Raw genomic sequence first — 18,958 nt, 5'->3', positions numbered from 1 at the left:
AAGGTGCCGACACGGAGGACACGGTCATGTTTCTTTGACCAGATTTTTCATTAGCGATTTCGAACGTCAGAAGGGACGCCGCGGTGCTGGCGGCGGATTTCAGCCCGGCGGTGTAGGCTCATCCCACGGCGCTTTGGTCGACATGGTCCGTTTCAGGCGGTCATTGGGCTTTGCTGGCGCGTCGAGGCGGGCAAGGTATTCAGCATAGATCTCGGGGCTGACCGTGAATATGGCCCGCTCAAGCAGCACTTCCGCACTTTTGTTCCTGGGCGAGGAGGGCATGGGAAACTCCTGTCTGGAGCAGACACATAGCGCAACGATGCTCATCTCTACAAGCGCTGTAAAGATGGCGTCGCTACGCGCTTTGTCGGCTATCTCTCACCCAGCCGGTGTGCCTATTTCCCGTCCGCCTGTCCCGATGGTTTCGTGGCTGCGTTCAGGACGCCGTCCTGCAAACCCACCTCGTCGGCAAGAATGGCGGCGGCCTCGTCGAGCAGGACGTCTTTTGCGTTCTTGCGGGCGTTTTCGAGGGCGATATCGGCGCTCAGGCTGCGCTCGCCCGCCTCCAGGCCATCATCCCCGGCGGGGTTGTCGCCATCGCTCGCCTGCGCCCGCTCCTTGAAGCGCTTCTCGCGCGCCGCTGCTTCCTTGCGGCGTTCGGCTTCATTCAGGGAGACGATGCCTTTCTCGCGCTGCGCCTTCAGGTCGGCAATGTCTTTCACCAGGCGCTGGAAATCCGGATCGCCCTTCACCCGCGCATCATGGCGGCTTTGCAAGGCCGGCAGCAAGGCCGTGACATTGCCCTCGGGCGCGTATTTCGCCGGCTTGATCTCCGCCCATGGCAGGGCATTGTCATAGCTGGTCTCGCCGAAGCTTGTCGGATCAGACAGTCCCGGCAGGCTGATATCGGGGGTGACGCCGCGCAGCTGCGTCGTGCCGCCATTGACCCGGAAGAACTGGGCGATCGTCACTTTCAGCTCGCCATATTCCGGCTTGCTGTTGTGAACCATCTGGTCGAGATCGACGACCGTCTGCACCGTGCCCTTACCGAAGCTCGGCTCCCCGACGATCACGCCGCGGCCGTAATCCTGGATGGCCGCGGCAAAAATCTCCGAGGCCGAGGCAGAGCCGCGATTGATCAAGACACCCATCGGGCCTGACCAGACAGGCTCGGCAAGATCCGAGCTTTTGACCTCGATCTTGCCGTCGCTGCGGCGCTGCTGAACGACCGGACCCTTGCCGATGAAGAGGCCGGTCAAATCGATCGCCTCTTCCAATGAACCGCCGCCATTGTTGCGCAGGTCCACGAGAACGCTGTCGACCTTTTCATCCTTCAACTCGCCGAGTAGCTTGGCAACATCGCGGCTGGCGCTTTTGTAATCCTTGTCGCCTTTGGCCTTGGCTTCAAAATCCTCATAGAAGACCGGCAGGGTGATGATGCCGATCTTGCGCTCGGTATCGCCGACTTTCACGGTCTGCACGGTCTTCCTGGCGGCCTGCTTTTCCAGGCTGATCTTGTCGCGCACCAGGCTGACGACGCGATGCGTGGCATCGGCGCCGGCATCGGCCGGCAGGATGTCGAGGCGCACGACGGAGCCCTTTTTCCCGCGGATCATCTGCACGACTTCATCCAGCCGCGCGCCCACCACTTCCTTGATCGGCCCATTCTTGCCCTGACCGACGCCGGTGATGCGGTCGCCGACCGCAAGCTTGCCGGAAAGCTCAGCCGGCCCGCCGGGCACCAGCTCACGGATCGTCGTATAGTCGTCGCGCTCCTGCAGCACCGCCCCGATGCCGAACAGCGAAAGCTTCATCGATACATCGAAATCGGCCGAAGCGGCCGCGCCGAAATAATCCGTGTGCGGATCGATCGCATTCGAATAGGCGTCCATGAACGACTGGAAAACGTCGTCGCTCTTGAATTTGTAAGCGCGCTCGAGCGTGTTTTCATAGCGTTTGTCGAGCGTTTCGCGAATGGCCGCATCGGCCTTGCCGCCAAGCTTCAGCCGCAGCCAGTCGCTCTTGACACGCTTGCGCCAGAGATCATCGCTTTCTGCTTGCGACTGCGGCCAGGGGGCTTTCTCGCGCAGCACCGAATAATTGTCCTGCCCGCTGAAATCGAAATCCTGCTTCAGCAGGCTACGCGCATAGGTCATGCGGTCGACGACGCGCTGCTCATAGGCGTTGAAGATCGCAAACGGGATCTTCAGGTCCTTCCGCTCGATCGCATCGTCGATCTCGCTGCGCTCAGCCATGAACTTGTCGATATCGGCCTGCAGGAAAAGCATGCGGTCCGGATCCAACGACTTGATGAACCCATCCATGACCCTCGCCGACAAGGCATCGTCGAGCGGAACCGGCTTATAGCTATAGCGCGAGAGAAATTGCGCGCTCAACTGAGCGGCTTCCGCCTGTCGCTCCAGCGGCGCCAAAACCGGCGGCGATGCGACTTCAGCAGAGGCGGACTGTGCGATTGCAAGAAATGCACCGAGAAAAACGTAAGCTATGCGCATGCAGCGTTGATCCAATTCTTCATGCCTGTGGTCGACCTGTGATCTATGTGAGGCAATCATGGTTTTTTGGCAACCAGCTGGCAAATGACATTGTCGCGAAGCGTTTGGAAATGGCCGGGCGCCATCGATCGGGAGAAATTGACTTCTATCACCTCGCTGGAGCGGACCTGTTGGAAGGAGAAAGGGCAATCGGGAATTCTCGCCACGCTGAGGGCGGAGTAAGGGCAGCCGCAGGAGGCTCAGCATAGCGGCCAACTGGGAGGCGGAACCGACTGCCCCCGCCGTTGCGTTCGGCATGATGCTGCGGCAGAACGGAACAAGCCACATAAGCGCATATTTATGTCGATCGGGATTAGACTGAATCTCCGTTTCCTTGCCGTAGCTCCTCGAAGTAATCGAAGGTCTTAACCAATGTCCTCGGTCGACGAGCACAGCGGCCGCGTCAGATCTTCAAGTGCGCAGCCGCACCCGTTAAAAGGGTTATACATCTGCGTGGCCAAGACCTGCCCAGCGCCGGCAAGGCCGCCGCTCGGAAATCAACCTCAGCGCGCTGACGGCTCTTCAACAGTCCGGGGCGGGATATTGTCAGACCGAGGGGCGAGCGACGAGCCAGCTGGAGGAGGATAGGTGGCGACGCCGTTGCGGACAAACCCGCAATGAGAAAAAGCGCATCAGAACGGGATCGGACGTTCGAGTACTAGTGGAAAGCAGGCTGAGGCTGTTGCCTTTCGGTTCCGCACTTCTATCTTTTTCGTTCTTCGACCTCAGTCTGGAGTTTCTTTGTGGCTATTGCGGGTTTGGTGCCGGGCCAGCTTTATTGGGCCAGTTCTTGGAAACACTTCGACGGCAAGATCACCGTTGTGGAGGTGTCGTCCGTTTTCGGTGAGGATCCGGATTATTGGACCGTCGCGGTCATTGGTTCGGATCAGCACTACATGCCGGGCGACTTCGAATTCATCGCCATCGCCGAACCGCCACACGGAATTCCGATGCGGTATGCCGCCGAGTAAGTCGGCTGTTCGGCTCTTTTAAAAGCTAGGCAAGTCCCAGGATGTTTTGGGAGAGACCAGCTGTAGGTCACTGCGAAGGGTCTCCTTATAGGCGCTGCGAAAGGTGACGTCCTCACTTTTGGCTAAGGGATGGGTCTTACCCTCCGATGCCTCCTCCGCGATCAACATACCATGCGCCGAGGAAATGGTAACTTCTTGAAACTTCTCGTACTCAGACCAAAGTCCGGGACCTCCTTAGCCGGTGGAACCTAGAGAGCTGCACTGAGTTCCCTCCCCGTCATCACCTCAAGAAATCAGGAGGAACCTCAATGAACAAATTAATTTTCGCAGCCTTCGCCGCCGCGCTTGCTGCCTCATCCGCACTTGCGCAGACCGCGCCCAAGCCAACGGCGGATCCGAAAACACCGGCCGTTGCGACGCCGGCGGAGAAAAACCCAACTGCTCCGGTCGAGGGGGCTAACAGCTTTACCGAAAGTCAGGCCAAGTCGCGGATCGAAGACGCCGGCTATACCGACGTAACGGGGCTTAAGCTCGATGACAAGGGCATCTGGCAGGCCAGCGCCAAGAAGGGTGCGAAGTCCGTCATGGTCGGTTTGGACTACCAGGGCAACGTCGTCGCGAAGTAGCCAGCGCACCGCTTAGAGAAACTTGAAGGAGATCTGCCATGAGAACCGTAACAGGACTTTTCGACTCTTACACCGATGCCGAGAGCGCCGTCTCCCAGCTTCGATCCCTCGGCATTGATCACGACGAGATCAGTGTCGTTTCCAACAACAGCGACAGCCGCCACAAAATCGATGCCGACGACAATGATGTCGCAGAAGATGCGGGTAAAGGCGCAGGAATCGGCGCCGTGCTCGGCGGCACCGGCGGCCTCCTCACCGGCCTTGGCATCATGGCCATTCCGGGCGTCGGCCCGGTGGTCGCCGCAGGCTGGCTGGCAGCGACCTTAGCGGGTGCTGCAACCGGTGCGGTTGTCGGGGGTGCTGCTGGCGGTCTGATCGGTGCCCTGACGGACGCCGGCGTCGATGAGAGAGACGCTCATGTTTACGCTGAAGGCGTTCGTCGCGGCGGCACTTTGGTGACGGCTCGCGTTCCCGACACGCTAATCAGTGCGGCGGAGGACATTCTGGCAAAGTCGCCCCGTGTCGATGTTGCCGCTCGCCGCAACGCTTATTTAGAAGGCGGCTGGAAATCGTTCGATCCTACGCTTGATCCCTATACGCCGGCGGAGGTCGAGCAAGAACGTCGTCGTTATGACCGCAGCACGGGTATCTGAGGAACACCTTGAGCGTCTCCACGCTCCAGGCACTAAACAACCCGCCGATACGTCGGCGGGTTTCCGGCTCGATCGCCTTTTCACGTTACGACAGGACGCTTTTGTTGAGCTGGGGCGACGCGAACCCCGCCTTCAAGGTAAACCTAACGCGATCTCAATCTAGACTTTCTTTTTAACGGGGTTGTCAGGAACCCCGGAATAGCCTCGCCGTTCCATCGGCTCCATCACCGCCTCAGGACCTTCCGGGTCGAGGATCTCGTTATCCGCCAGCCATTCCTCCAGGTCTGATATCGCCGGGGTGCCATAGGGGACCAGGGTTGGCCCGTTTCCGGGTGGATCCCCGTTGGGCGTATGTCTTACTCGACGGCTGCAATAACCGACTTCGAGCGTCGAATCGTCTGAGCCACTTCATCCGGATCAACGCCGAGGTGTTCCGCCAAGAGAATATTGCGTAGGTCGACCAGTCGGCTCGATAGTTGCTCGGTTTGCCCAGCCTCAAATGCAACGTCACATTCGTATCAAACAGCATCGATCGGTTGTTGAAGTTTGATGATCCGACGCGTAGCGCTTTATCATCTACGATCATCAACTTTGAATGGACGTAAACCGGCACACCATCGGACCACAGGCCTGACGACCGCCGCGCGCGCCTACAACTGCAAACGCTTCAGACTTAAGGGCGGGCGTGAGCCCGGCTCTGTAATCGGGCATGAAGTGGCGCGCACGTTTCAGCGTGCGGTGCCCGGTTTCTCCTTTGCCCTCACAATTGCATCCGCTTCCTTGCCGTATAGCTCCTCGAAGTGATCGAAGGACTTGGAAAAATAACCAATGCCCTGCGTCGCCGAACGCAGCGCCCGCGCCAGATCTTCAAGTGCGCTGCCCGGGACAAGCGCCCGGAAGATGTCCCATCCCTTGGCCGTTTCATCACGGTCGAAGCCGAGAACCTGACCGTTGAGAGCGGCGACGATCTGGATAAGGCTGCCCGAATAGACCGACGGGATGTGGAACTCCGCGCGGAAGACCGGCTGCATCAAGACGGTGGATCCTTCCGAAAGCGCCTGTCGCACCCCCATTTTCGACGCAGTCCGGAAGGCGTGTTCCGAGCTGTCGACGGTATGGTGCTGACCATCTAACAGCGTTACGCCGACATCGATGACTTCGAAGCCCAGCGGTCCTTTCTCCATCGCTTCGCGCGCGCCCGCTTCAACAGCGGGGATGTAATTGCGCGGAACAGCACCGCCCTTGATGGTTTCCCCGAAGGTGAAGCCCTGGCCGCGCTCGTTGGGGTGAATGCTCAACTTCACATCCGCGAATTGCCCGGCACCGCCGGTCTGTTTGCGATGGCGGTAATGAACCTCCGAGTGTTTTGCGATCGTCTCGCGGTAGATCGGGCTGGGCGTTCGGTCGGTCACGGAGATGTGAAAGATATCGGACAGCGTTCGGCAGAGATCACGCAGATGCACCGGCCCTTGGGCGCGGACGAGTTGAGCGCCGGTGCCTTCCTCCTGCAAGACTTTCAGACCGCGATCCGCCTCGGAAAGTTTCGCCAGCGTTTCGGAAAGCTTGTTTTCATCGCGCTCGCTGCCTGGAACCAGGATCCTTTCAAGCATCGGCGTGGGTGGTTCCGTCCACACAGGCGGGGCGACCACCGCGCCGGAGGTCAACAGCGAAGGGACAGGCAGGTGGTCGGACTTGACCGTCGCAAAGACATCCCCGGGTGCCGGCAGAACCGCCGAATTGGACCGCCCGTTTGCGAGATTTTGTACCGCGCCGAGGCTGGAGCCGCCCAGTGATGCGCCTTGCCGCAGTCCCTCGCCGAGCGCGCGAACGAGTACGGTCTTGCCGACATTCTGGCGATGATAGGCATGAAAGCTGACGGCCACCAGCTTGGCTTCATCGACAGTTCCCGTGTGAGCGAGACGCTGCCGAAGAACCCCTACAGGCGGCGCCTCGTGGCGCAGCGCCTTCATCAGCCTCGTCATGCCGTTGCCGTGACTTGCAGCACCGATCAGGACCGGGATAATCCTGTTTTCCCTGAGAACCCGTGATGAAATGGCATAAAGCGCGTCGCTGGATGGCTCGCGGTCCTCGATCAGTTCCTCGAGAAGCCAGTCATCAAATTCGGACAGGTGTTCCAGGAGCTCGGTGCGCGCTTCGTGCTCGCGTTCCGCGGTGCTTTCGGGGATTGCGATCAGCGCCGAAGTATGGCCCTCCCGGTAGCGCCATGCCCGTTCCGAAATCAGATCGCAACTGCCTACGATCCTGTCCCCCTCGCGGATCGGGATCTGGCGAAGCAAAAGAGTGTGGTTAGCGTAGTCTTGAAGCGCGGCGATCACGTCCCTCAACCGCCCTCTCGGTTCGTCCATCCGATTGACGAAGAGGATGCAAGGCGTCCCCGAGGCTTCGATTATCCGAAGATAGGGCGCGGCGAGCACAGCCTCCTCGGGTGCCGATGAAACGCACAGGATGCAGGCGTCGCTGGCAAGAAGCGCGTGCTGCGCATGCGCCAACGCTTCGTTGGGTCCTGGCGCATCCAGTGCACACCACGCCTCGTTTCCGAAGGTGAACTCTGTGAGGTTCAATCCATAAGGGGAGCTGGATTTTCTCGGCGTCCCCTCCAGCGAGCCGAGCTTTTCCACGACTGTCGATTTTCCGGTCTGCGAAGGTCCAAGCACGGTAAAGCAGCGCATCGGCATTCCTCCAACTGCCATGACACAATTTTCAGCCACCACAGGATGCCCTGAACCGCTGCAAGGCGCCAGAGGTGTTCAGTTTCATAACGCTTTGACCTAGACTGACATTTGAGGGCTGATCCACTCAGTGGCTGAGAACGCAGTGACGAATTTGAATTTCCTTCTCCAACCTCTTCTGCGCGGGCTCCCGGCGTGAGACATGACGGATTCGAAGCCGACCGCGTGACCTATGCGGAACGCCGAGAATAAATATTACCACCAGCTGATGCGGAATAACGGAGGGCGAGGAAGCAAAGATTATGGCTGAACTGGTCATTACCGTCCTTTGTCGGCGGCGGGAAAGTGACGGCCGCCCAACGAAGGTGAGTCATAGACGCCCGCGAGGATCCTCCCGTCGGAGCAGTACGAAGCCATTATCTGGGCGTATCGAGCGCGCGCTCGGCTAGGGCCTTCTTAGCGTCGCCCCGGAAGGTTCGGTGCAGCCTGTGCAAGGACCAGCAGAACGGCGTTCGACGATCCGTGAGGCAATCATCACCCGCCGGGCAGGCATACCGGAGAGCCGCGGATTTTCGATGCGTTCGATAAGCAGGCGCAGGCCGACGGCGCCGGCCTCCTGGCCTTCCATCTTCACCGTCGTAAGTGGCGGCGAAATTCGGGTCGCCGGCGAAAAGTCGCCGAAGCCGACGACCGAAACATCGTCGGGGATCCGGTATCCCTGCCCCAGCAATTCGGAAACGACTGTCAACGCAAGACCGTCATGAGCGCAGAAAAAGGCCGTCGGAGGAATACCCCTCTTCTTCAGGTCCCGGAAGGCCGCGCCGAAGCCGTTTTGCTCGTCGAACTCCAACACCCGCAAGGAGACGTCCTCGTGGCGCTCGGCGATCTCACGCGCCCCATAAAACCGCTCACGCCGCCCGCGGAAGCCAGGTGTGCCGCTGACATAGACGATTGATCGATGGCCCAGGCCAACCAGATATTGCAGCACCGCCTGCCCCGCCTCATGGTCGGTCCCAGTGATCTGATCAGCCTCTTCCAGCGGATCGACCCATCCGAAACGCACGATCGGTATGCCGGTTGCCGTTGCCGCCGCCACTGCTTCGCGATCATGCGGACCGACAAGCATCAGGCCCGCGCATGCGTGCGCCAATTCCTCAAGTTGCCCGGCGCTATGCGTCCAGCGGATGCGCAGCGCCATCCCCAGCCTGTGCGCCTCGCGCTGGACGCCGTTCTGGATCTGCATGTAAAGCTCGCTGTTAACGGCATCGAGATCGTGGAACACGACGGCAATGTCGTTTGACTGCGATTGGCCGGCAGGACGCGTGTATCCCAGCCGCTCGGCCGTTGCGAGAATGAGCGCGCGCGTTTCCTCGCTGACGCCGCTCTTGCCTGCCAGCGAGCGGGAGACGGCAAATTTGGAGAGGCCGACCTCTTGCGCGATCGTTTGTAAGGTAACCCGCCCCCGTGTTCCCACTCTCCACCTCGTCCATAGCCGCTACAGCCCATTCGCTACCACATTTCACGCGGCAAACGCAACTTTCGTACTAACGAAACATAACACTTTACCTAACGATATCCACCTGTATTCTTCTTTTCGGTCCGCTTTGATAAGCAAAAATCACCTGAGAGTGGACGATTTTTGGAGGAGCACCCCTATGATCAAGCTGAAACGCCGTGCGTTTCTGGCCGGCACTTCGGCCGTTCTGATCCTGCCCGCACTGCCTGCGCTGGCGGCGGATTACAAAGAAGCCACTATCCTGAAGGAAAAGGTTTCGGATGGCGCATTGCCGCCACTGAAAGATCGACTGCCCGAAAATCCCCTGGTCATCAAGCCGGTGGATAGTATCGGCAAGTACGGCGGCGACTGGAACATGGCCCTTGTCGGTGGCGGCTCGCTCTCCATGTTGTTCCGTTATCAGGCCTACGAGCCACTCCTGCGCTATACGCCCGATTGGTCGGGCGTGACGCTCAACGTTGCCGAGGCCTTCGACGGCAATGCGGATTCCACCGAATATACCATCCGCCTGCGCAAGGGCATGAAGTGGTCGGACGGACAACCTTACACCACAGCCGACGTGAAATTCTGGTACGACACCATCCTCACGGACAAGCGCGTTGCCGTTAACGGCCAGGGCCATTGGAAGACATCAGGCAAGCCGGCAGAGCTCGAAATCGTCGACGAGCAGACGTTTAAAGTTATCTTCCCGAAGCCTAACGGTATGTTCCCACTTCAGGTCGCCTGGGCTAATAGCGATCACACGACCCGCTGTCCCAAGCATTATCTCGAGCAGTTCCATATTGACTATAATCCGAAGGCTGACGAGCTTGCCAAGCAGCGCGGCTTCGAGAGCTGGATCGCCGCCTTCCAGTCCGCCTCCGGCTTTCAGGACGACAACGCTTTCTTCCTGAACTCCTCGAAAAAGCCCTGCCTGCATGCCTGGATGTTCACCGTCGCCCCAGGCGAGAATACGGAACGCGCCATTGCCGAGCGCAATCCCTTCTACTGGAAGGTTGATACGGAGGGGAACCAGCTCCCTTATATGGACCGCATCGTCTACCAGATGGTCGCAGATCCTCAAGTGCTGCTCTTGAAGGCCATGCAGGGAGAGATCGACCTGATGGACCAGTACATCGCAACACCGAACAACAAGTCGGTGCTCTATGACGCACGCGTGCAGGGCAAGTATGATTTTTACACGCTGACTTCGACCGAAGCCAATGTGATGAACTTCATCTTCAACCTGAACCACAATGACGAGGCCAAGCGAAAGCTCTTCCGCAACAAGGACTTCCGTGCGGCACTCTCCCTGGCGCTCGATCGCCAGTCGCTGATCGATGCCGTGCTCGTCGGACAAGGGGCTCCCGCCCAGCCGTCGATCAAGCAGGGCGATCCGCTCTACAACGAGCAGCTCGCCACGCAGTTCACGAGCTACGATGTCGACAAGGCGAATGCCATGCTCGACACGCTCATTCCAAAGCGTGACGACCAGAGCTTCCGTCTGGATGAGAAGGGCCGCCGCCTGACGGTGATCTTCGAGATCGATCAGGCGCGCGCCGTCTTCCTCGATTTGTTCCAGCTCGTCATCCCGATGTTCCAGGCCGTCGGCATTGACGCGCAGATGCGCACCATGGATCGGTCGCTGTGGGAAACCCGCGTCCGGCAGGGCCGCGATTTCGACGCGACGGCGCACCAGTTTGGCGCCAATGGCGGCGTCGCCGCTATGCTCGACCCGCGCTATTACGTGCCGACGGATTCGAACGCTATGTATGCACCGGCATGGCAGCTTTGGTATCTCGACCGCAACAACGCAAATGCGGAAGAGCCGCCGGAAGAGACCAAGAAGCAGCTTGAGCTCTATGACAAGCTGAAATCGACCTCCGATCCGGCCGCCCAGCAAGAGGTCATGAAGCAGATCCTGCAGGGTGCGGCTGACAACTTCTATGTTTTTGGCATTTCACTGCCCCCGGATGGCTACGGCATTGTCAAGAACAACATGAAGAACATAACGAAGACGATGCCGAACTCATTCGGATGGCCGACGCCTGCTCCCACCATGCCGGAGCAATTCTTCAAGGTCTGATGGCCTTTGACAGCCGTGAATGCGAGGCGCCGGTCTGCCAGCCGGCGCCAAGGTCCCACATTGCCCAGAGGTTGGATGAAGACGATGCTCGACGCCAGAAGACAGAATAGCGACACCCTGCGCACCCCGAACTGGTTCAAGACCGCAACACGGTGGACCCAGCTCACCTTCGTGGAGGACGATCCGGAAAAATATGATCCGGCCTTCTGGGTCGACGTTTTCAAACGCACGAAATCCAACGCCGTATGCCTCAGCGCCGGCGGCTACATCGCCTATTATCCGAGTGAGGTCCCCTATCACTATGTGAGCAAATATCTGGGCGATAAGGACATCTTCGGCGCGCTCGTCGATGCCGCCCGAAAGCTCGATATGCACGTCATGGCCCGAGTTGACCCACACGCAATCCACGACGATGCCGCAAAGGCACATCCCGAATGGGTGATGATTAATGCCGATGGCACGCCGCGCCGCCACTGGGCTTACCCTGATGTCTGGGTGACCAATGCCTATGGCGATTACAATACCGCCTTCATGCCTGAGGTCGTCAAGGAGATCGTTCGCAAATACGATATTGACGCCGTCTTCGCAAATCGCTGGCAGGGCCATGGCGTCGATTACAGCGAAGACAGCGCGCGCCGCTTCAAGGATAAGTTCGGCCACGACCTGCCGACAAAGCCGGATGCCGAAGACCCGGCCTGGCAGGCCTGGGTGCAGTGGCGCCGCCGCGTACTGACCGACATGATTGCCCAGTGGGACGATGCGGTCAAAGCGATCCGCCCGCATGCGAGCTTCATCCCGAACATGGGCGGCGCCTCGCTGATGGAATTCGACCTCTCGGTCATCGCCAAACATTGCCCCTTCCTCGTTGTCGACCATCAAGGCCGCAAAGGCCTCGAACTCGGCTGGTCGGCCGGCCGCAACGGCAAGCGCATCCGCGCCACCTTCCCCGATCGCCCCGTCGTGCTCATCACGTCGATCGGCCCGGAGGAGGAATACCGCTGGAAGGATGCCGTCACCTCGGGAGAGGAAATGCAGCTCTGGATCAATGACGGCACGGCCCATGGCCTCTATGCCTGGTTCACCAAGTTCAACGGCGTCGTGCCGGACAAGCGCTGGGTAGAACCGGTCGCCGACGCCTTTGCACTACAGGCAGCCGTCGAGCCGGTCCTAGAAAGCATGCAGCCGACCGCCGAAATCGCCGTCGTTGATCCTTCGACCACCCTTCGCCACTGGGCGCCGGAAGAGCGGCACAATGCCGAGAAGCACGATCTCGGCTTCTATCACGCGCTCGTCGAAGCCCGCCTGCCCTTCGAGCTTCTCTCGGATCAGGTTCTGACCAATGAAAATCTCGACCGTTTCAAAGTGATCATCCTCGCCAACGCTTCCTGCCTTTCCGATGCGCAGAACGAGGCGATCCGCGCCTATGTCGAACGTGGCGGCAGCGTCGTCGCTTCCTACGAAACCTCACTCCGCGATGAATTCGGCAAGAAGCGCAACGAATTCGGCCTTTCGGATGTGCTAGGTGCGAAGCTCGTTTCCGGCCCGCGCGGAGTCGTCAAGAACACCTATGTGGCACTGTCAGGCAATCATCCTGTTAATCAGGGCTATGAGGGTGCCGAGCGCATCATGGGCGGCACGCGCCTCATTCATGCCGACCCGACCGGCAATGCGACAACGCCCTTCCTCTATGTGCCCGATTTCCCGGACCTGCCGATGGAAGAGGTCTATCCTCGCAAAGCGCCGGAAGGTGCTGCCGTCATCGCCCGCGAAACCGGAAAGGGCGGTCGTACGGTCTATATCCCCTGGAATATCGGGGAGATCTTCTGGGAAGTCTTCGCGGTCGACCATGGCAAGCTAATCAGCAATGCCGTCAGCTGGGCGCTCGGCAAGGCCCCGCGCGTCACGGTCGAAGGTCCCGGCGTCATCGATATGGCACTGCGCGACAGTGCCGAAGGTATCGCGGTCAGTCTCTTCAACCTCACCAACCCGATGATGATGAAGGGTCCGATCCGCCAAAATTTTCCGCTGGCGGCACAGACGGTTTCAGTGGAAATTCCTCGGGGCAAGTCGCTAGCCAAGGCATGGCTCACCGTTACCGACCGCGCCGCAAACTTCAGTGTCAAGGATGGCCGCGCACAGGTGGAAGTGCCTGATATCGAGCGGCTGGAGGTGCTGCACCTCACCTGGAAATGAGGTGTCGAGACAAGGAGGAGCGTTTCGGCCTGAAGGGGCCGAAAGCGGATGGAGATCCGAAGGAAGCGCCTGACCGGGCGCTCTCAACGGGAGGAGAAACATTCCGATGCATGGCTATATCTTCAAGCGCGTGCTCTACATGATCCCGACCTTGTTCGGCATGTCGCTGATCTCGTTCCTGATCATCCAGCTGCCGCCGGGTGATTACCTGACCTCAATGATAGCGACGATGAGCGACAGCGGCCAGGCCGTCGATCCTGCGCAGATCGAGCGACTGAAAGAGATCTACGGCTTCGACGACCCCTTCTATATCCAGTATCTCAAATGGATCTGGGGCATTGTCAGTCGCGGTGATTTCGGCTGGTCCTTCGAGTGGAACCAGCCCGTCTCCGGCCTCATCTGGGCGCGCATGGGCTCGACGCTTGTCATCTCGTTTCTGAGCCTGCTCTTCGTCTGGATCGTCGCCCTGCCGATCGGCATCTATTCGGCCGTGCGCCGCCACTCGATCAGCGACCACGTCTTCACCTTTTTCGGTTTCATCGGCCTTGCGGTACCGAACTTCATCCTGGCGCTGACCTTGATGTATGTCGCCTACCGCTACCTCGGCCAGAGCGTAGGCGGCCTCAACTCCCCCGAATTTGCCGAAGCACCCTGGAGCCTCGCCAAGGCAGGCGATTTCCTCGCCCATCTCTGGATCCCCATTATCATCATCGGCGCGTCGGGCACCGCCGCCATGATCCGCATCCTGCGCGCCAACCTCACGGACGAGCTGCACAAGCCCTATGTCATCACCGCTCGCGCCAAGGGCCTGCCGGAATATAAGGTGATCCTGAAATATCCAGTGCGCATAGCGCTAAACCCCTTCGTCTCGGCGATCGGCTGGGTACTACCCCATCTCGTCTCCGGCGTGACAATTACCGCCATCGTCCTGAATTTGCCGACCGCAGGTCCCCTGCTTTTTCGCGCCCTGGTCTCGCAGGACATGTACCTCGCCGGCAGCTTCATCCTGCTGCTCTCGGCTTTGACCCTCGTCGGCATGCTCCTGTCGGACTTGCTGCTTGGGCTGCTCGATCCGCGCATCCGGTTCAATTGAGGAGGCGCCGATGACCCACGAAACATTCGCGCCCCATAGCGATCCCCTCAACATCGTTGCCGAAGGTCCCTCGATCAGCCCGCTGAAACAGGGCAAAAACGTTTCGACCGCAGCCATCGGTCCCTGGCGGCTGGTCGCCGGCAAGCTGATCCGCCAGAAGGTGGCGATGGTCGCCGGCGTGATCATCCTGCTGCTCTATCTCATCGGTCTCTTTGCCGAATTCCTGGCGCCTTCCCTGCCCGCGACCTCCAAGCCGCAATATACCTACGCGCCGCCGCAAGGCCTCAGCTTCTTTGTCAACAAACCGGATGGCAGCTCGGAATTCAATTTCCATGTCAAAGGTTACAAGGTGGAGATCGAAAAGGTTGCGTTGAGGCGCACCTTCGTCGTCGATGATACCAAGGTCGTGCCGATCGGCTTCTTCGTCAAAGGCGCGGCCTATGATCTCTGGGGTCTGGTCCCGATGAACCGGCATTTCATTGGCCCGATCAACCCTAATGATCCCATGTACCTGCTCGGCGCCGATCGCCTCGGCCGCGACGTTCTCACGCGGCTGATCTACGGCACCCGCATTTCGATGTCGATCGGCCTCGTCGGCGTCGCCATGTCGCTCGTCCTCGGCGTCGTGCTTGGCTCTATCTCCGGCTTCTACGGCGGCTGGGTGGATACGCTGATCCAGCGCGTCATCGAAGTCGTCAGCGCCATGCCGACCATCCCGCTGTGGCTCGGCCTTGCCGCGGCCATCCCGCTCACATGGTCGCCGGTCAACGTCTATTTCGTCATCACCATCATCGTCTCTCTGCTTGGCTGGACTAGTCTTGCCCGCGAAGTGCGCGGCCGCTTTCTGGCGCTGCGTGGAGAGGATTTCGTTACTGCCGCAAAGCTTGACGGCTCAAGCGAGGCGCGGCTGATCTTCCGCCATATCCTGCCGTCCCTGACGAGCCATATCCTGGCTGTCGTCACGCTCGCCGTGCCGACGATGATCGTGGCGGAAACCTCGCTCTCCTTCCTCGGCATCGGCCTCAAGCCGCCTGTTGTCAGCTGGGGCGTGCTGCTGCAGGACGCCCAGAATATCCGCACGGTCGCAACCGCGTCCTGGCTGCTGATCTGGCCGTCTCTGGCGGTAGTCGTTGCCGTCCTGTCCTTCAACTTCTTCGGCGACGGCCTGCGCGACGCGGCCGATCCCTATGACAATTGAGGAGGAAGCCATGACCGATCTTCCAGAAGATGTCGTCCTCTCGGTTGAAAATCTCTCCGTCAATTTCCGGCTGCGCACGCATATCCTGCATGCCGTCGAGAATGTTAGTTTCGAGCTGAAGCGTGGGCAGACGCTCTGCCTCGTCGGCGAAAGCGGCTCGGGCAAGAGTGTGACCGCCCGCTCGTTGCTGCAGATCGTCGACAGACCCGGCACCATCGTCGGTGGCCGCATCCTCCTGCACAACGGCAGCGAGATCACCGACATCGCCACCCTCGGACCCGGCAGCCGAGCCATGAGGGAGATCCGCGGCCGGCGCATCGGCCTCATCTTCCAGGAGCCGATGAGTTCGCTCTCGCCGGTCCATACGATCGGCTCGCAGATCGTCGAGGCTATCCGCCTGCACAGCAGTCTCGACGGGAGGGCGGCACGTGCCCGCATGGTCGAGCTGTTGCGCCAGGTCGAAATCCCGAACCCCGACAAGATGGCCGACCGCTACACCTTCGAATTCTCGGGCGGCATGCGCCAGCGCGCCATGATCGCCATGGCTCTTGCCGGCAGTCCCGATATCCTGATCGCCGACGAGCCGACCACCGCACTCGACGTAACGACACAGGCCGAAATCCTCGACCTCATCAAGCGCCTGCAGGTCGATCGCGGCATGGCGATGCTGCTCATCACCCATGATATGGGCGTGGTCGCCGAAGTGGCAGATGATGTCGCCGTCATGCGCTTCGGCCACATCGTCGAGCGCGGTCCGGTCGATGCCATCTATCATGCCGCGACCCATCCCTACACACGCCAGCTGCTGGCCTCGACCGTGAAGCTGACACATCATGTCGAAGGCAGACTCCCGGCAATCGCCTTGTCTTCGCAGGCACCGCAACCGATCCTGTCTGTGCGCAATCTCAGCAAGACCTTCGGCTGGCACGGCAATGCCAACACGCTACGCGCCGTCGACGACGCCAATTTCGACCTCTATCCCGGCGAGAACCTCGGCATTGTCGGAGAGAGCGGTTCCGGCAAGACGACACTCGGCCGCCTGATCCTGCGCACCGTCGAGCCGACGACCGGCACGATCCTCTACCGCGGGAAGGATGGCGGCGAGACCGATGTTACCAAGCTCGGCAAGAAGGAGCTGCGCAACTTCCACCGCGAAGTCCGTCTCGTCTTCCAGGACCCCTTCGCATCGCTCAACCCGCGCATGACCGTCAAGGAAGTGATCGGCGATCCACTGCTCGTCAACGGCCTCGCCAAGGGCAAGGCGCTGGAGGACCGTGTCGTCGAGCTGATGCGCCTCGTCGGCCTCGATCCGATGGGCATGGAGCGCTATCCGCACGCATTCTCGGGCGGCCAGCGCCAGCGCATCGGCATTGCTCGCGCCCTTGCACTCGACCCGCGCATCATCATCGCCGATGAAGCGACTTCGGCCCTTGACGTTTCGATCCGCAGCCAGATCCTCGACCTGCTGCTCGATATCCGCCAGCGGCTGAACCTCAGCTTCATCTTCATTTCTCACGACATTTCGGTGGTACGCTACTTCTGCGATCGCGTGGCCGTGATGCATCGCGGCAAGATCGTCGAACTCGGCGAGGCCGAGCAGATCTGCACTGCACCGCAGGAAGCCTATACGAAGAGCCTCATTTCAGCCGTTCCCAATCCCGACCCACGCGACAAACGCATGCTTCACCGGCATCGCTTCATCGCTCCCGCCAATGCCTGAGGACGTTCCAGTGCCGAAATTTTCCGCCAACCTTTCCCTCCTCTACCAGGACATAGCCTTCCTCGATCGTTTCGCCGCCGCGGCAAAGGACGGCTTCGGCGCGCTCGAATATCTCGGCCCCTATACCGAGCCAAAAGAAAAGGTCGCCGATGCGCTGAAGGCAAACCGCTTGAAGCAGGCGCTCTTCAACGTGCCCTCCGGTGACTGGGCCGGCGGCGAACGTGGCATTGCGTGCCTGCCGGATCGTATCGAGGAGTTCCGCGCCGGCATCTCGCTAGCCCTCGATTACGCCAAGGCGCTCGCCTGCCCGCAGGTCAACGTCATCTCCGGCCTCGTTCCGAAAGGTGCCGATCTCGAAACGCTGGAAACGGTTCTCGTCGAAAACCTGAAATATGCCGTTCAGCGCACCGCCGATGCCGGCGTGAAGCTCTTGATCGAGCCGATCAACCTGCGCGACATCCCGGGCTTCTTCTTGTCGACGACCAATCACGCTGAGCGCATCCTCGAAAAGGTCGCATCCGACAATTTGTACATCCAGTATGATTTCTACCACATGCAGATCATGCAGGGCGACCTGATCCCGACCTTCATCCGGCTGAAGGATAGGATTGCCCATGTGCAGATTGCCGACAATCCCGGCCGCAACGAACCTGGCACGGGTGAGATCAATTACGGCTTCGTCCTCTCCGAACTCGACCGCCTCGGCTACGACGGCTGGGTCGGCTGCGAATACAAGCCGAAGGCTGGCACCAGCGAAGGCCTTGGCTGGATGAAACCCTATCGGAAGTGAGCGACACATGAATATCGGTTTTATCGGACTGGGCGTCATGGGCCGCCCGATGGCGGAGCACCTGATCGATGCCGGCCACACGCTGCATCTGAGCCGTGTGAAGGCCCCCTCCCAGCACCTCGTCACCAAGGGCGGCAGGGCTGTCCACACTGCCAAGGCTGTTGCCGAGGCCTCCGACATCACCATTCTGATGCTGCCGGATACGCCTGACGTCGAAGCCGTGCTCTTCGGTGAGAATGGAATGACCTCTGGCCTTTCCTCGGGCAAGCTCGTCATCGACATGAGTTCGATCTCGCCCGTCGCCACCAAGGACTTTGCCAGGCGCATCGAAGCGCTCGGCTGCGACTATATCGATGCTCCGGTCTCCGGCGGCGAAGTCGGCGCCAAGGCCGCTTCGCTGACGATCATGGCCGGCGGCAAGGATGAGGCTTTCGAGCAAGCCAGGCCACTCTTCGAAAAGATGGGCAAGAATATCACGCTGGTCGGCGGCGTCGGCGATGGCCAGACCGCCAAGCTCGCCAACCAGATCATCGTCGGGCTGACGATCGAAGCCGTCTCCGAAGCGCTGCTCTTTGCCAAACGCGCCGGCGCCGATCCGGCCAAGGTGCGCGCAGCCTTGATGGGCGGATTTGCCGCCTCGCGCATTCTCGAAGTGCACGGCGAGCGCATGGTCAAGGAGACCTTCGACCCCGGCTTCCGTATCCGATTGCATCGCAAGGACATGACGCTGGCCGTCGATGCTGCCCGCGCTCTTGATCTGTCCTTGCCGAACACGGCTGCCACACAGCAACTCATGAATGCCGCTGTTGCCAATGGCGACGGCGAACGCGACCATTCCGCCCTTATCCGCACGCTCGAGCTCCTCGCCGGAGGGCCGCGCTAGATCAAGAC

The 18,958-nt window shown here is 60.2% G+C and carries 15 protein-coding genes; 10 read left to right on the top strand and 5 right to left on the bottom strand.

Annotated features, from left to right (window positions below; genetic code table 11):
* Positions 1 to 99: 99 nt before the first annotated feature.
* A complete protein-coding gene (locus tag MF410_RS24835; RefSeq protein ID WP_239620586.1) occupies positions 100 to 327 on the bottom strand; it encodes a DUF1778 domain-containing protein in 228 nt (75 codons plus the stop codon).
* A gap of 68 nt (positions 328 to 395) precedes the next feature.
* Entirely contained in the window at positions 396 to 2,513 is a 2,118-nt protein-coding gene (locus MF410_RS24830; RefSeq protein WP_239620584.1) for a carboxy terminal-processing peptidase, read from the bottom strand.
* Positions 2,514 to 3,295: 782 nt separating this feature from the next.
* Between MF410_RS24830 and MF410_RS24825 the strand changes: the two genes are divergently transcribed.
* The 3 genes from MF410_RS24825 to MF410_RS24815 all read left to right on the top strand — a co-directional run bounded on the left by MF410_RS24825 (position 3,296) and on the right by MF410_RS24815 (position 4,802).
* Positions 3,296 to 3,523, top strand: a complete 228-nt coding sequence (locus MF410_RS24825) for a hypothetical protein (RefSeq protein WP_097625518.1) — start codon at positions 3,296 to 3,298, stop codon at positions 3,521 to 3,523.
* Between the two features lie 308 nt (positions 3,524 to 3,831).
* Complete coding sequence (locus MF410_RS24820; protein WP_097625519.1) at positions 3,832 to 4,149, top strand: hypothetical protein; 318 nt, start codon at positions 3,832 to 3,834, stop codon at positions 4,147 to 4,149.
* 38 nt (positions 4,150 to 4,187) lie between these two features.
* On the top strand, positions 4,188 to 4,802 hold the full coding sequence (locus MF410_RS24815) for a general stress protein (RefSeq protein ID WP_131711534.1): 615 nt from the start codon (positions 4,188 to 4,190) through the stop codon (positions 4,800 to 4,802).
* A 259-nt stretch (positions 4,803 to 5,061) separates the two neighbouring features.
* Here MF410_RS24815 and MF410_RS24810 read toward each other — a convergent pair whose 3' ends face one another.
* The 3 genes from MF410_RS24810 to MF410_RS24800 all read right to left on the bottom strand — a co-directional run bounded on the left by MF410_RS24810 (position 5,062) and on the right by MF410_RS24800 (position 8,966).
* Entirely contained in the window at positions 5,062 to 5,415 is a 354-nt protein-coding gene (locus MF410_RS24810) for a hypothetical protein (RefSeq protein ID WP_343298446.1), read from the bottom strand.
* Between the two features lie 115 nt (positions 5,416 to 5,530).
* The gene (locus MF410_RS24805; RefSeq protein ID WP_097625520.1) at positions 5,531 to 7,492 is read right to left on the bottom strand and encodes an elongation factor G; all 1,962 of its coding nucleotides are present in this window, start codon (positions 7,490 to 7,492) and stop codon (positions 5,531 to 5,533) included.
* Between the two features lie 445 nt (positions 7,493 to 7,937).
* On the bottom strand, positions 7,938 to 8,966 hold the full coding sequence (locus MF410_RS24800; RefSeq protein ID WP_239620580.1) for a LacI family DNA-binding transcriptional regulator: 1,029 nt from the start codon (positions 8,964 to 8,966) through the stop codon (positions 7,938 to 7,940).
* A gap of 181 nt (positions 8,967 to 9,147) precedes the next feature.
* On the opposite strand from MF410_RS24800, the gene MF410_RS24795 reads away from it, so the two are divergent.
* The 7 genes from MF410_RS24795 (at position 9,148) to MF410_RS24765 (ending at position 18,950) form a co-directional block, all read left to right on the top strand.
* Positions 9,148 to 11,073: an ABC transporter substrate-binding protein gene (locus MF410_RS24795; RefSeq protein ID WP_097625522.1), complete on the top strand. Its 1,926-nt coding sequence runs from the start codon at positions 9,148 to 9,150 to the stop codon at positions 11,071 to 11,073.
* An 84-nt stretch (positions 11,074 to 11,157) separates the two neighbouring features.
* On the top strand, positions 11,158 to 13,266 hold the full coding sequence (locus tag MF410_RS24790; RefSeq protein ID WP_222135160.1) for an alpha-amylase family protein: 2,109 nt from the start codon (positions 11,158 to 11,160) through the stop codon (positions 13,264 to 13,266).
* Between the two features lie 106 nt (positions 13,267 to 13,372).
* On the top strand, positions 13,373 to 14,359 hold the full coding sequence (locus MF410_RS24785) for an ABC transporter permease (protein WP_097625523.1): 987 nt from the start codon (positions 13,373 to 13,375) through the stop codon (positions 14,357 to 14,359).
* A 10-nt stretch (positions 14,360 to 14,369) separates the two neighbouring features.
* Positions 14,370 to 15,557, top strand: coding sequence for an ABC transporter permease (locus MF410_RS24780; RefSeq protein ID WP_239620579.1), 1,188 nt, complete (start codon positions 14,370 to 14,372; stop codon positions 15,555 to 15,557).
* A 10-nt stretch (positions 15,558 to 15,567) separates the two neighbouring features.
* Positions 15,568 to 17,277, top strand: coding sequence for an ABC transporter ATP-binding protein (locus MF410_RS24775; RefSeq protein ID WP_097625525.1), 1,710 nt, complete (start codon positions 15,568 to 15,570; stop codon positions 17,275 to 17,277).
* A 10-nt stretch (positions 17,278 to 17,287) separates the two neighbouring features.
* Positions 17,288 to 18,067 carry a 2-oxo-tetronate isomerase gene (gene otnI, locus MF410_RS24770; protein ID WP_097625526.1) on the top strand — a complete coding sequence of 260 codons (780 nt, stop codon included), beginning with the start codon at positions 17,288 to 17,290 and terminating at the stop codon, positions 18,065 to 18,067.
* Between the two features lie 7 nt (positions 18,068 to 18,074).
* Positions 18,075 to 18,950, top strand: a complete 876-nt coding sequence (locus tag MF410_RS24765; protein ID WP_097625527.1) for a 2-hydroxy-3-oxopropionate reductase — start codon at positions 18,075 to 18,077, stop codon at positions 18,948 to 18,950.
* Positions 18,951 to 18,958: the final 8 nt, after the last annotated feature.

This window comes from Rhizobium sp. C104 (genome assembly GCF_022354505.1).
GTDB classification, from domain to species: domain Bacteria; phylum Pseudomonadota; class Alphaproteobacteria; order Rhizobiales; family Rhizobiaceae; genus Rhizobium; species Rhizobium redzepovicii.
The sequence above is the reverse complement of the archived record's forward strand: the minus strand, read 5'-3'. Positions and strand labels throughout refer to the sequence as shown.